Raw genomic sequence first — 13,419 nt, 5'->3', positions numbered from 1 at the left:
GACCAGCCTATGATTGAGGTGCGCCATATCGGCAAAACCTTTAAAACGCCGGTAGCGCGGGAAGGTAAATTCGCAGGCTTGCGGACGCTATTTTCCCGGGAATATCGGGTTAAGGAAGCCGTTCGAGATATTAGCTTTTCCATCGGGAAGGGTGAATTTGTCGGGTATATCGGACCGAACGGTGCCGGTAAATCAACGACGATCAAGATGCTGACCGGCATTCTTCACCCGACGTCGGGGACCGTAGCGATCGGGGGAGAAGACCCCCATCGCAAGCGCCGCAAGGTCGTTCGCCGCCTCGGCGTCGTATTCGGTCAGCGCAGCCAGCTGTGGTGGGATCTGCCTGTCAAGGATTCCTTCGATATCCTGGCGGAGATGTACAAGGTGGACCCCGCCGACAAGCGGCGGAGGCTGAGTCAGATGGCCGAGCTGCTTGCCCTGGAGGAATTTTGGCAGACGCCGGTACGCAAGCTGTCGCTCGGGCAGCGGATGAGGGCCGATCTGGCGGCGGCTATGCTCCATGACCCCGATCTGCTGTTTCTCGATGAGCCGACTATCGGTCTCGATGTAACGGCGAAGCGCAATATCCGGCAATTTTTAAAAACGTTAAACCAGGAGTTCGGCAAAACCGTCCTGCTGACCACCCACGATATGGACGACATCGAGCAGCTATGCAGCCGGGTTATGGTGATCAACCATGGCGAGCTCGCCTACGACGGCACGATCGACGAGCTGCGCAGCCTGATCGGCCTGCCCACGGTCATACGCGTGACGTTCCGTGGCGAGTTCCAGGTACCGGACTTGACCGGCAGCGGGATCCCCTCCCGGTTCCGCGTAACCGAACAGACGGATCGCGGGGTCGTCATCGAAGGCAACCGTCAGGAAGCAACCGCGATGGACATCCTGCGGGAGCTGAGCGCCTGGGGCGACATCGACGATATCCATATGGAGGAACCGGAGTTTGAGGATGTCATTCACCGGGTGTACTAGCCTTTATCTTGACTGCGAAGGAAGCGCCGGTTCGCCTGCCTTCCTTCGCAAATCCGGTGCTTTGGTGGTATAATGGCAGCAAATCCAGTATAGAAGGTGACTTTTGTTGAGCTATAACTTTGATGAACTAATCGACCGCCGCAACACGCGCTCCTACAAATGGGATCAGGCGGAGAAGCTGTTCGGCCATGCCGACATTCTGCCGCTGTGGGTAGCGGACATGGACTTTCCTTGCCCGCCCGCCGTCCGCGACGTGCTCGTCAAGCGGGCCGAGCTGGGCGTGTACGGCTACGCGATACATACGGATAGCTACTTCGATTCCATCGTACAGTGGTACAAGCGCCGTCATGACTGGCAGTTGGACCCGGCCTGGATCGCCGATTCCCCCAGCATCGTCACCTCGCTCAGTCTGGCCGTCGAGCTCTTCAGCGAGCCGGGCAGCCAGGTCGTGCTGCAATCGCCGGTTTATTATCCGTTCTATGACGTGATCCGCAGCAACGGCCGTGTCGTCGCCAAAAATCCGCTCGTCATCCGGAACGGACGCTTTGAGATGGATTACGACCATCTGGAGTCGCTGTTCAAGGGCGGCGCCAAGCTCCTGCTGCTGTGCAGCCCGCATAATCCGGGCGGACGCGTCTGGGAGCGCAGCGAGCTGCTAAGGCTCGGCGAGCTGTGCCTGCAATATGGAGTCACCGTCGTCTCCGACGAAATTCATTGCGACCTGGCCTTTCCCGGCCATAAGCACATCCCGTTTGCTTCGCTTTCCCCGGAGCTTGCCGACATCACGTTGACCTGCCTGGCCGCGACCAAAACCTTTAACCTGCCTGGGCTGCACACTTCGTTTATCGTCGCCTCCAACCCGCAGATCCGGCGCAAGGTGGTTCAACGAATAAAAGCGCTCAGCCTGCATATGGCCAATCATTTTGCTCAGGATGCCGTCCAAGCGGCTTATAATGAAGGCGAGCAGTGGCTGGATGACATGATCGCGTATGTGAAGGGCAATCTGGACTATGCGCTGGAGTATCTGCAGCAGCACCTGCCTCAGGTTAAGCCGCTTGTGCCGGACGGGACTTACTTGCTGTGGCTGGATTGCCGGGGACTCGGCCTTGAGGTGAAGGATCTCAAGGATCTGATGTATAATAAAGCGAAGGTCGCCTTTAACGAAGGCTCCGTATTCGGCTCCGAAGGAGAGGGCTGGCTGCGCATCAATCTGGCTTGCCCGAGGTCGATCGTCAAGCGCGGACTCGATCAGTTCTGCCAAGCGGCGTCCGCCTATGTACGCTCCTAACGAGTAATAACTAGTAGTCGACTCATCAGACGGGCAGCAGAGAGCCCTATCCGCTCTCCGCCGCCCGCTTCACCAAGCTGGAGGCATATTCGTCCATGCGCTCCATGATTAATTCGTCCGTCAATTCGGTGACGCCAAGCTGTATCCACCCCTCATAGACGCCAGGAGTTCCGTCCTGCATATCCATCACGGAAACAAGGTCCCAATAGGGATCGTAGCTGAAGGCTTCCCCTGCATACGCACGGTAAGCGGACAGGAACAAGTCGGCCGTCTCTACGCCGAACAGCTGCGCCAGATTTACCCGGCAGTGACCGACATCCGCACCGGCCGGCCCCCGGCAGGCGTTTACCCAGTCCACGACTCCGCTTACCCGGGAGCCCTCCCACAGCACATTCGTCGGGTGATAATCCCGGTGGATCAAGCAAGGCTTGAAGTCGGGGCGCGGACCCTTCACGATATCTAGCGCGGCTTGCCACACTTGCGGGCATGCGGTCCAGCCGGGGAGCTCCAGACTGCTCCTATCCCGGTATGAGAAGTAGGTCCAGGGAAACCCGTCACCGGACACCTGATGGATCCGCGCAAGCACCCTCGCAAGCTCCTTCACCCAGCTTTCCATGTTCCCAGGCTTCAAGACGACTTCCCCCTCCAGCTTCGTCATCAGCAAGGCAGGTGTTCCGCTCTGGCTTCCCGTCTCGTCCCACGCTATCACCTGGGGCGTCTGTACGTCCGCAAGAGCGGCCCATTGCAGACTGTGAGCCTCATGACGTGCAAGATCAGGCTCCTTCCTAAGCCAGTCCGCGTTGTCAAACTGACGCAGAACACACTCAGTCACACGGTCCCCTTCCTGCAGCGTAACGCTGTGCACGATGGAAGATATGCCTCCGTACAGTCTTCGAAAGGATCGAACAACTCCGCCAGGCGACGTATGCGCTATAACCCAGGCAAGCATACGCTCCGACAGCTCTTCTTCCTCATGGATTATCACCAAATGTTCCTCCCCCTTCGGATGGTATAGATTTATTGTAAGAGGAATCTTGTACCGTCTCAAGCTTTGCCCTCCTATCCCTATGTGCCAAGCAAACGGCTTTCATCTATATAGATTGAACTTAGAATGGTAACATTCAGCTAGATCGGCAAAATCCATCATGTGCATAAAAACCTGCAGTTGTACATCTTTAATTTCTTATAGTTGACCACCAAGTAAAACTCCCGCAAAAGTGCATCTATTTTCCGCTTAACCCGTTGTACAGGGGAAAATCGCATGAAATTCCTGCATGATTTCAGGCTTTTCCCCCCTGAAGGCGATTGATGTGAAAAAACCTGCACGTTGGCATTTTTTCGACCTGGAATGGAGAGTGAGACTGTCTACAAACATGAATACTAGTTAAGTTCAACTTATATAGATCGGCACAATCTAAAGTAAGCCGGACGGAACGGAGCGTGTGGAGCCAATAGTCCGGCTGCTTAACGCGGATAGATCAAAACAAATGCGGCCTCCGAGGCTGCATCCGTTAATTCCTTTCAAGCAGGTCTGGTTTTATTAGCGTATCCCGATAGCCACCCTGGGCTTATTCCGGTATACTGGACAAAAAGACGATACAGACGTTTGACAAAAGGAGACCGTTGTTATGGAGTTCAGACTGGATATGATCGAGGACAAGGTAGAGTTCTTCGAGGCTTATGACTTGAAGACGCTGGAACGTAAAGTAGATGAACAAATAATGAACAACAAAGCGCTAATGCTTCAGGTCGGAGCGGTACAGCATCACGCCGTCTTTGATCCGAACGCCGGCAAGCTGGTGTACAGTGCCGTCGTTCATTTCAAGGTCAAATCCCGGCCTTAGAGGAGTCAGTCTTTTTTTCGGGATTGTGCATCATGAATCATTCGAGCGATCCGGTCGATCGCCATCAAGGATGAGATGACGCAAAGCGCCGCTACTATCCCGTTCTGCTCGTAGCCAAAGCCGACTCCTTCTTCGAGAATTAGATATTGAATACCTGCCACAAGCATGACTGCGCCTACGTAACTAATGATCCGTAAGCTGATGTCGGTTGTTTTCATCCGCGGAAGCCTCCTTCTCGGGTTAAGCGTTACCCCCTGATTATAGCACGAACCCCGGGCCTGTGAAGGACCGGGGTTCGTTTATGTCTGACAAGCGCCTACTTACTTGTGAAATTTGACCAGATCGTCGATCTTCACCGGAAGTCCGGTACGGATCGCACGGTTCGCCGCGATACCTGTCAGGATCGAGCGAGCTCCGTCCACATGGTCAGCCGCACGATGGAAGCGATCATCTACCGGCGTGCCGAAGATATCGTTCAGCAGCACAGGGTCGCCGCCGCCATGACCGCCGACTCCCTCTTCCACCTCGACGTCGTAAGGAGCGTCGAACATCGGGAATACGCGCATGGTTTTACCTTTCAAGGCGCCTTCCAGCGCCTTGTCTCCGCCGGAGTTCACGTAAGACTGCTCGACGATCGTCATCTCGAGACGTCCCTTCGTGCCATTGAAAGCGATGCGGTAGCCTTCCCACGGCAGGTAAGCGTTTAAGGAATAAGTAAGGATTGCATTGTTTTTATAACGGACCAAGACACCCATCGTATCCTCGATGTTAATGCCGTCTCCGAACACGCTTTGGTCGCGGCGGTAGCCGTCCTCATGCTCGGCATCCAGATACATCGCCTTCAGATGCGGGTTGGAATCCAGGTGCAGCGCGAACGGATCGTTCTCCGCGTTTTTGTTGCCCGTTGCCCGCTCGTAGAACTTCGTCTCGCCGCGGTTTTCGGCATTCTCACGGCCATAGAACAGCAGATCGCCGAAGGCGAATACAGTTTCAGGCTGCGATCCGATCCAGAAGTTGACAAGATCGAAGTGATGGGTGGACTTGTGAACAAGCAGCCCGCCGCTGTTGCGCTTGTCGCGGTGCCAGCGCCGGAAGTAGTCCGCCCCATGCTTGGTGTTCAGCAGCCATTCGAAATGTACGGACGTTACTTTTCCGATAACGCCGTCCTCGATCAGCTCGCGCGCTTTGGTATGATGCGGCGCATAACGGTAGTTGAATGTCACACGGACGTTTTTACCGGTCCGCTCGACCGTATCCAGAATCTCCTGACATTTTTCCTCGTCCACCGTCATCGGCTTCTCGGTGATGACGTCGCAGCCGAGCTCCATCGCACGGATGATGTACGTATGGTGGGTCCGGTCTACGCTGGTCACGATTACGGCGTCCGGCTTCTTTTCCGCAATCATTTTATCGAATTCATCGGATTTATACGTGCTGACTGCCGGATAATCGTATTTCTCTACCAGGCGCTTGTTGGCATAGTCCATACGAGTTTGGTTAATATCGCAGAACGCCAGCAGCTGCGAGGTTTCCTTATAATGCGTACAAATCGCCGAATAGAAAAATTCCGCGCGGCCCCCAGATCCGACCAATACATAGGTTTTCTTAGCGCTCATGTGCTTGTCGCCTCCGTAAGTTCATTAGTTCAAGCTACATCTCCATAATAGCGCAATATAGAAGGTATTTCTGCTCTTTTCATGCCATAATATTTATTAATCACGCTTATTTTGCTATACTGAATCCAAAAAGGAGGGTTTACAGCGATGAGTGATACCCAGAGCCACAGCTTCGGCCGCACTTCGGATCCCTTATACGTGGAATATACCAGGCGCAGCTCCCCCTTCAGCATGTCGGAGAACCATTTTCATCCCTTCTACGAAATTTATTACATGCGGTCCGGCGAGCGCATTTACTTTATCAAAGACTCCTCCTATCCCATCCAACAGGGAGACCTGGTGTTTATAAATAAATATGAGCTCCACAAGACGCTTCAGACCGGCTCGGGGGGGCATGAGCGGGTCATTCTGCATTTTGACGATCGGTTTATTCATGCCTTCGGCGAGCAGCAGTCCAAGCTCCTGCTCAGCCCCTTCCAGCAGGATAGCCCGGTGCTGCGCCTGCCCGAAGCGGAGCGGGCCGTCATCGAGGACCATATCGATCGTCTGGATGAAGAGCTGACGACGACGCCCGTCGGCTATGAGCTCTATGTTCCGCATGCGGCTATAGACCTGCTGCTGCTTTCTTCACGGTTTCTGCAGAAGAACGCCCCTGCCGATATCGCTTACTCCACTCCGATGCATAAGAAAATTTCGGAAATCGTACGCTTCCTGAACGCCCATTATGCCGAGCCGATCCATCTGAACATGCTATCGGAGCGATTTTTTGTCAGCCCGTATTACTTGAGCCGGATGTTCAAGGAAGTGACCGGGTTTGCGCTGATCGATTATCTCAATCTGACCCGAATTCGCGAGGCGCAGCGGCAGCTGCGCGAGACTGACCAGAAGATCATCGACGTCGCAGCCAACGTCGGTTTCGACAATTTCTCGCATTTCGGCAAAACGTTCAAGAAAATCACCCGTACCTCGGCGCGTTCCTACCGAGTGCAGGAGAAGGCGAAGCGCTAACGATGCACGGCGGCGAATCCGCCGCCTTATTCACAATTCTCCTCAACTATGCTATAGTACGTGAGACAACTAAAGAAGAAATACCGGATTTCGGCTGCTTGAAGCTGCTGTGCAGCCAGCCAAAGCCGGGAGAGGTTCGCGAACTCCCTCTATAAAAAACTAAGTCAAAGCGATGGCCCTGTTCAGGTATCGTCGTTTTTGCGTTCGGCGCGAAGCGGGAACCCTGCCTCGCGCCGATTCTTTAGTCATTAGGGAAGCGCTAAAGAATCTCTTTCTTCTCAGCACAAGAGAGGAAGATGATGACATGGAACAAACGAAAGCCGTCGTCGTATTCAGCGGCGGACAGGACAGCACGACCTGCCTGTTCTGGGCCTTGAAGCGGTATGATGCCGTGGAGGCCATTACCTTCGATTACGGCCAGCGGCACCGGCTGGAGATTGATACGGCCGCCGCTATAGCGAAGGAGCTGAACGTACCGCATCACGTACTGGATATGTCGCTGCTTGGGCAGCTGACGCCGAACGCGCTGACCCGAAGCGAAATCCCCATTGAGCAAAAGGAGGACTCGCTGCCTTCCACCTTCGTGGATGGACGGAATCTGCTTTTCCTGTCCTTTGCCGCCGTAGCGGCCAAGCAGATCGGAGCCAGACATATTGTGACTGGCGTATGTGAAACGGATTTCAGCGGCTATCCGGACTGCCGGGATGTTTTTGTGAAATCGCTGAATGTCACACTCAATCTTGCCATGGACTATCCCTTTGTCCTGGAGACGCCGCTGATGTGGCTGAACAAGGCTCAAACCTGGGAGCTGGCCGACCGGCTGGGGGCCTTTGATTATGTGCGGGAGCGGACGCTTACCTGCTATAACGGCATCCTTGCCGATGGCTGCGGGGAGTGCCCGGCATGCAAGCTGCGCCGCCGGGGACTGGACGAGTACTTGTCTTCTTCGGCGAGAGGGGAGGCCCAAGGATGATTCAACAAATCTATCCCTCCGTCCCCCATTCCTATGCCTATGAATTGAATAAAGACCTGCAGTTTGCCGCGGCCCACTTTATTCCGTCGGAGACGGCGGGCAAGTGCCGTAATCTGCACGGCCACACTTACTTTGCCAATATTACGGTTGCAGGCGATACGCTCGACGAAGCCGGATTCCTGGTGAACTTCTCTATCCTGAAGCAATGGATTCACGATCGTTTCGACCATACCGTCCTTAATGACGATACCGCGAGCTTCAGCGAGCAGCAGCCTGACCGATTTCCGACAACCGAGGTCGTCGCCCGCACGATCGCCGAGATCGTCCAGCGGCATCTGGATCAAACGGTCAACCGTCCGCGATGCTTGCAGGTCTACCTGCGCGAGACCCCGACCAGCTACTGCATCTACAGGCCGAAAGCGGGTGCCGGACATGAGTGAGCATCCCGTGCGGGAGAGAAGCTTGAAGATCCCCGTCCTGGAAATATTCGGCCCGACTGTGCAGGGGGAAGGCATGGTCATCGGACGAAAAACGATGTTCGTCCGGACCGCCGGCTGCGATTACAGCTGCGCCTGGTGCGATTCCGCCTTCACCTGGGACGGCAGCGCCAAGGAGGACATTCGCTGGCTGTCGGCCGCTGACATATGCGCCGAGCTGCAGGCGGCCGGAGGAGACTCCTTCGACCATGTGACCTTGTCCGGAGGCAATCCCGCGCTGCTTCCCCAGCTGGGGACGCTGATCGAGCTGCTGCACGCAGAGGGAATGCAGGTTGCCCTCGAGACGCAGGGCAGCCGCTGGCAGGACTGGTTTTTGCTCGTCGACGACCTGACCCTGTCCCCGAAGCCCCCCAGCTCGGGGATGACGACGAGCTGGCCGATTCTTGACGAGCTTGTATCCCGCTTGACTGAGAGCGGTCGCTCCTTCTGTCTGAAGGTCGTCATCTTCGACGAGCCCGATCTGCAGTTTGCGGCGGACGTTCACGGTCGGTACCCGAACGTGCCTTTCTACGCGCAGGCGGGGAACGGACGGCTGCAGGAGACCGAGCCGGAGCGGCTGCTGCCGTATTTGCTGGAGCGCTACCAATGGCTGATCGGCCGCGTCATGACCGACAGCCGCTTGAAGCGCGTTCACGTATTACCCCAGCTGCATACCTGGGTATGGGGCAATAAGAAGGGCGTGTGATCGGCATCAGACCTCACCGCCCCGATCACCAAGGAGGAGAAACCGACATGACAGGAAGAACCGACCAGGAACTGCAGGGAATCACCCTGCTCGGGGACCAGGGTACGGATTACCGGTTCCACTACGCGCCCGACATCTTGGAGGCGTTCGACAATAAGCATCCGGGACGCGATTACTTTGTCAAATTCAACTGCCCTGAATTCACCAGCTTGTGTCCGATGACGGGACAGCCGGACTTCGCAACGCTGTACATCTCATATATCCCTGACCTCCGTATGGTCGAAAGCAAATCGCTCAAGCTGTATTTATTCAGCTTCCGCAATCACGGCGATTTCCATGAGGATTGCATGAATATCATTATGAACGACTTAATCGCCTTGATGCAGCCCCGTTATATCGAGGTTTGGGGCAAATTCACACCCCGCGGCGGCATCTCCATCGATCCGTATTGCAACTGGGGCCGTCCTGGCACAAAATACGAGCAAATGGCGGAATACCGGCTCATGAATCATGACCTGTACCCCGAAAAAGTAGACAATCGCTAGAACGTTAAAAGCTCCTCCAACCAACAACAGTAAGTGGTTGTATGTAAGACATTTTAAAAAGGATGAGTCATGCAAAGGATGATACCCTTTGCGTGGTGCTCATCCTTTTTTGTTTTATAGAGATGTGAGTGAATTATTCCCGGACAAGCTTGGCATCCTTAGGCAGCAAAAATGCAAACACGCCCAACATTGGCAAATAAGCGCAAAGATGTATGACGTAGGCCACGCTCGTCTGGTCGATCAGCCACCCTAATAGCACGGAGCCGAGTCCTCCCATACCGAAAGACAACCCGAATATGAGCCCTGCAATCGTTCCTACTTTGCCTGGAAGCATCTCTTGAGCATACACGATTATGACGGAAAAGCCTGACATTAAGATGGCGCCCACGGCAAAGCAGAGCAGGAAGGAACCGACAGGCCCGGCATAAGGCAGCAGAATTGAGAATGGCGCTGTTCCGAAGATTGAGAACCAGATGATCTTCTTCCGTCAAATCGATCGGCTAGCGGACCTCCAAGCAGCGTCCCTAGCATCCCAGCAAATTGGAGCGCAAACAATGAGATCTGGGCTTTTTCAAGTGGGAGCTGGTATTTGTCCATATAATAGAAGGAATAGTAGCCGGTCATGCTGGCCAAGTATACAAATTTAGAGAAAAGTAGCACGATCAGTACGCCGAGCACGAAGATGACAAAACTTCTGCTGAGTGAATGATGGCCCCGATTTGCAGAACGACGCTCGCTTCTGGCCGATATTTTGACATGCTGAGCGTACCACCTGGCAATGTAAGTCTGAATAAAGATGCCCGCTACGGCCAACAACATAAACCATAGAAAACCAAGTTGTCCCTGCGGGGTTATGACAAAAGCAACTAATAGCGGCGCCAGCGCCTGTCCAGTGTTGCCGCCGACCTGAAATACCGACTGGGCCAGCCCCCTGCCCTTGCCCGCAGTGAGGTGCGCGACACGGGAAGACTCCGGGTGCAGGATCGAAGATCCGATACCGATCAGCGCCGCCGATACGATTAACATCGTTAGGCTGGAGGCAAATGCCATTCCACCCATGCCTAGCAGCGTGAATAGCATCCCCAAGGGAAGCAGCATTGGCATGGGCCGGCGGTCGGTGTAGGCGCCGATCAGCGGCTGAAGCACAGATGCCATCACGTTGAGCGTAAAAGCGACCCACCCGATCTGGGCGAAGCTCAGCTTCATCGATTGCTGAAAAAGCGGAAAGACCGCAGGTACGACCGATTGCATCGCATCATTCAGCAGATGTGCGAGACTGACCCCGATCAGCACAACTGCGGCACGCCTGCCTACTGATTTTTCCTCGACTGTATTTGAGGTTGTTGTTGACGACATGGAAATCACCTGTTTCTTTTTTGCCTCATTTTATCGAAGAACCATAGAAAAGTCTTCGCTATAAATGCGCTTCATAAGAGCAATTTTTGATATAATGTTATCAGGTGATTACACATGATTGTACAGATAACTACGCCACAGCTGGAGTTATGGCGTATCGGAGGACAGTTTTCCAACCTGCCTCACGCTCATGAGGGCGAGTTTCAAGTGACCGTACCCGTGAACGGGACCTGTTTTTTTACACAGGAAAATAAGGAGTACATGGTGGCTGGCGGAGGAGGGCTTGTTCAGCATCCGCTCGAGAATCATTACTTTAACATAGGGCATGGTGCGGAGGTGCTTATTTTTAAAATCGGCTGCAGCAGCTTGAAGGAGCTCGTTCCTTACACCGAACTGGAGTTTGCCGTTCGTCAGGAGTTCGATCCGATCATCGTTAGCGGGCATTTCCGCCGTTGGATGGGGCTGTTGCTGGACTGCGATCCGACCAATCGCTTGGCGCAAGAGGAGACAGAGACTGAGGTGCTCCAATATTTGCTCGGCTCCCTGGATGGCAGTCATGACAATGCTTCCAAAGCGTATACTGACCTGCCGATGGGCGCCTTTTCATCCGATCCCTATCTGAGACATGTGCTTGAATACATTCACGCACATTACTCGGACGACATTCACATTGATGAGCTGGCATCGATTGCTAGGCAAAGCAGGTTCCATTTCATACGTTCGTTTAAAAAAAACGTCGGCCTGACACCGTACCAGTACGTGCTTCGCCTGCGAATCGAGGAAGCGAGACGGCTGCTCGAACGGACCGCGCTATCTGTGACGGAGATCAGTTGCAGCCTCGGCTTCTCGAGCCCCAGCCAGTTTTACCGTGCATTCGCGAGGATGTCCGGCTTGACGCCGGAAAAGTATAGAGGCTCGCGAACGTAAGCTCTACAAGAAGCTGTCCCTTACTGTTCATAAATAACAATACGCCCGCTCTTTATGAAGTGTTATAGATAACAAAAAAGAAATGGATAGAGATTCAGATGTTTTCTGAAACCTCTATCCATTTCTATTTGTCTAATAAAATGTCTAATATTGAACTTCCACCAAGCTTCAATAAAAGATCGACGCAGGGGGAGCTTTTTACTTATGACTTTCCTCTAACTTTAGCCCGATTAGCGGACGGCCGGGAAGGACTGCCCGCCTTGCCTCCGGAGCTGCCCGCCGGTTTGCTTGCCGGCTTCGCCTGCTTCGGCTGAGCCGATCCCGGCTTGTTCCGGGATGGCCTAGACGGCTGCCGGGATTTTACCACCGGCTCTGCCGGCTTGGTCGTGATCATCATCGGATAAGGGTGATCGGTAACGACAGGAATCGTCTTCCCGATCACTTTCTCGATATCCTTCAGATACGGCTTCTCTTCAATATCGCAGAACGAGATAGCCGTGCCGCTAAGCCCTGCCCGGCCGGTGCGTCCGATACGATGCACGTACGTTTCCGGGATGTTCGGAAGGTTGAAGTTAATGACATGGGACAGCTCATCGATGTCGATCCCTCTGGCCGCGATATCGGTCGCTACCAGCACGCGCGTCGCGCCGCTTTTGAAATTCCCTAAAGCCGACTGCCGCGCATTTTGCGATTTGTTGCCGTGAATGGCCTGCGCGCTGATGCCCGCTCTCGACAGATCGCGCACGACCCGGTCAGCGCCATGCTTCGTACGGGTAAACACCAGCACCGAGGCGATGGACTTGTCCTCCAGCAGATGAATCAGCTGCTTCTGTTTGTTTTCTTTATCCACAAAGTAAAGCGACTGATTGATTTTATCCACCGTTGAAGAAACCGGCGTAATCTCTACCTTGACCGGATTCACCAGGATAGTCTTCACCATCTGGGCGATTTCAGGCGGCATCGTGGCGGAGAAAAGAAGCGTTTGTTTTTTGCTCGGTATCTTGGCCACAATGCGTTTGACGTCGTGAATAAAGCCCATGTCCAGCATGCGGTCGGCTTCATCCAGCACAAAAATCTGGAGATGCTGCAGATCGATAAAGCCCTGATTCATCAAGTCGATGAGCCTGCCCGGCGTGGCAACCAGAATATCGACGCCCTGCTTCAGCGCCGCCTCCTGCGGCTTCTGGGACACGCCGCCAAAGATAACGCAGCTGCGCAAAGAGGTGTGCCGGCCATAGGCCTCCAGGTTGTCCTGAATCTGAATGGCTAGCTCCCGGGTCGGTGTCAGGATCAGGGAGCGGATAGGCCGCTTTCCAGGCTTTGACCCCTGCCCTTTGCTTAACAGCTGTAAGATCGGAACAGCAAATGCCGCCGTTTTCCCCGTTCCGGTCTGGGCACAGCCAAGCAAATCTCTGCCGGCCAAGACGGGCGGTATCGCCTGCTCCTGTATAGGCGTTGGCGACGTGTAGTTTTCTTGGGCCAGCGCTTTTAATATCGGGGGGATAATGTTCAATTCCTCAAATGTCATGGGTTCTCCTTAGCATCAAGCAAATATTGGTCCAAGTATCGTACACGTCCCGCAAGGGGCTATCGGCCGCACAAAGACACTTCTTCTTATGATATACGAAGCCGGGCAGAAGTACAAAGAAAAACTGCAAATTCTGGCGCAAAAAAACCGGAAATTGAAAAA

The 13,419-nt window shown here is 54.2% G+C and carries 13 protein-coding genes, 1 pseudogene and 1 riboswitch; of the genes and pseudogenes, 9 read left to right on the top strand and 5 right to left on the bottom strand.

The features are described 5' to 3' along the window. The first annotated feature begins 9 nt into the window (after positions 1-9). Positions 10-990: an ABC transporter ATP-binding protein gene (locus GSF01_RS06000; protein WP_159882277.1), complete on the top strand. Its 981-nt coding sequence runs from the start codon at positions 10-12 to the stop codon at positions 988-990. 106 nt (positions 991-1,096) lie between these two features. Further along, a complete protein-coding gene (locus tag GSF01_RS05995) occupies positions 1,097-2,278 on the top strand; it encodes a MalY/PatB family protein (RefSeq protein ID WP_159882125.1) in 1,182 nt (393 codons plus the stop codon). Between the two features lie 46 nt (positions 2,279-2,324). Here the strand turns inward: GSF01_RS05995 and GSF01_RS05990 are convergent, their stop codons facing one another. Further along, on the bottom strand, positions 2,325-3,263 hold the full coding sequence (locus GSF01_RS05990; protein ID WP_235941312.1) for a phosphotransferase family protein: 939 nt from the start codon (positions 3,261-3,263) through the stop codon (positions 2,325-2,327). A gap of 643 nt (positions 3,264-3,906) precedes the next feature. Here GSF01_RS05990 and GSF01_RS05985 point away from each other — a divergent pair. Next, positions 3,907-4,122 (top strand): YrzA family protein, encoded by a 216-nt coding sequence (locus GSF01_RS05985; RefSeq protein ID WP_159882124.1) that lies wholly within the window; start codon positions 3,907-3,909, stop codon positions 4,120-4,122. A gap of 5 nt (positions 4,123-4,127) precedes the next feature. On the opposite strand, the gene GSF01_RS05980 is transcribed toward GSF01_RS05985, so the two are convergent. Further along, entirely contained in the window at positions 4,128-4,340 is a 213-nt protein-coding gene (locus GSF01_RS05980) for a hypothetical protein (protein WP_159882123.1), read from the bottom strand. A 102-nt stretch (positions 4,341-4,442) separates the two neighbouring features. Continuing rightward, positions 4,443-5,738: a Gfo/Idh/MocA family protein gene (locus GSF01_RS05975; RefSeq protein ID WP_159882122.1), complete on the bottom strand. Its 1,296-nt coding sequence runs from the start codon at positions 5,736-5,738 to the stop codon at positions 4,443-4,445. 147 nt (positions 5,739-5,885) lie between these two features. On the opposite strand from GSF01_RS05975, the gene GSF01_RS05970 reads away from it, so the two are divergent. From GSF01_RS05970 to queF, 5 genes are all read left to right on the top strand, one after another. Continuing rightward, positions 5,886-6,746, top strand: a complete 861-nt coding sequence (locus tag GSF01_RS05970; RefSeq protein WP_159882121.1) for an AraC family transcriptional regulator — start codon at positions 5,886-5,888, stop codon at positions 6,744-6,746. A gap of 125 nt (positions 6,747-6,871) precedes the next feature. Next, positions 6,872-6,915, top strand: a riboswitch (PreQ1 riboswitch). Between the two features lie 135 nt (positions 6,916-7,050). Next, positions 7,051-7,719 carry a 7-cyano-7-deazaguanine synthase QueC gene (gene queC / locus GSF01_RS05965; protein ID WP_159882120.1) on the top strand — a complete coding sequence of 223 codons (669 nt, stop codon included), beginning with the start codon at positions 7,051-7,053 and terminating at the stop codon, positions 7,717-7,719. Further along, positions 7,716-8,159, top strand: a complete 444-nt coding sequence (queD, locus tag GSF01_RS05960; protein ID WP_159882119.1) for a 6-carboxytetrahydropterin synthase QueD — start codon at positions 7,716-7,718, stop codon at positions 8,157-8,159. Before queC ends, queD begins: the two co-directional genes overlap by 4 nt. After that, positions 8,152-8,901, top strand: coding sequence for a 7-carboxy-7-deazaguanine synthase QueE (gene queE, locus GSF01_RS05955; protein WP_159882118.1), 750 nt, complete (start codon positions 8,152-8,154; stop codon positions 8,899-8,901). The genes queD and queE overlap by 8 nt, the downstream gene beginning before the upstream one ends. Positions 8,902-8,948: 47 nt before the next feature. Continuing rightward, complete coding sequence (gene queF, locus GSF01_RS05950; protein ID WP_159882117.1) at positions 8,949-9,446, top strand: preQ(1) synthase; 498 nt, start codon at positions 8,949-8,951, stop codon at positions 9,444-9,446. A gap of 133 nt (positions 9,447-9,579) precedes the next feature. Here queF and GSF01_RS05945 read toward each other — a convergent pair. Continuing rightward, a pseudogene (locus GSF01_RS05945) lies at positions 9,580-10,802 on the bottom strand (MFS transporter). A 114-nt stretch (positions 10,803-10,916) separates the two neighbouring features. Between GSF01_RS05945 and GSF01_RS05940 the strand changes: the two are divergent. Continuing rightward, the gene (locus GSF01_RS05940; RefSeq protein ID WP_159882116.1) at positions 10,917-11,729 is read left to right on the top strand and encodes an AraC family transcriptional regulator; all 813 of its coding nucleotides are present in this window, start codon (positions 10,917-10,919) and stop codon (positions 11,727-11,729) included. A gap of 202 nt (positions 11,730-11,931) precedes the next feature. On the opposite strand, the gene GSF01_RS05935 is transcribed toward GSF01_RS05940, so the two are convergent. Next, positions 11,932-13,257 carry a DEAD/DEAH box helicase gene (locus GSF01_RS05935; protein ID WP_159882115.1) on the bottom strand — a complete coding sequence of 442 codons (1,326 nt, stop codon included), beginning with the start codon at positions 13,255-13,257 and terminating at the stop codon, positions 11,932-11,934. Between the last annotated feature and the right edge of the window lie 162 nt (positions 13,258-13,419).

The organism is Paenibacillus puerhi, assembly GCF_009846885.1.
Taxonomy (GTDB): domain Bacteria; phylum Bacillota; class Bacilli; order Paenibacillales; family NBRC-103111; genus Paenibacillus_G; species Paenibacillus_G puerhi.
This window is presented reverse-complemented; position numbering and strand designations above follow the sequence as displayed.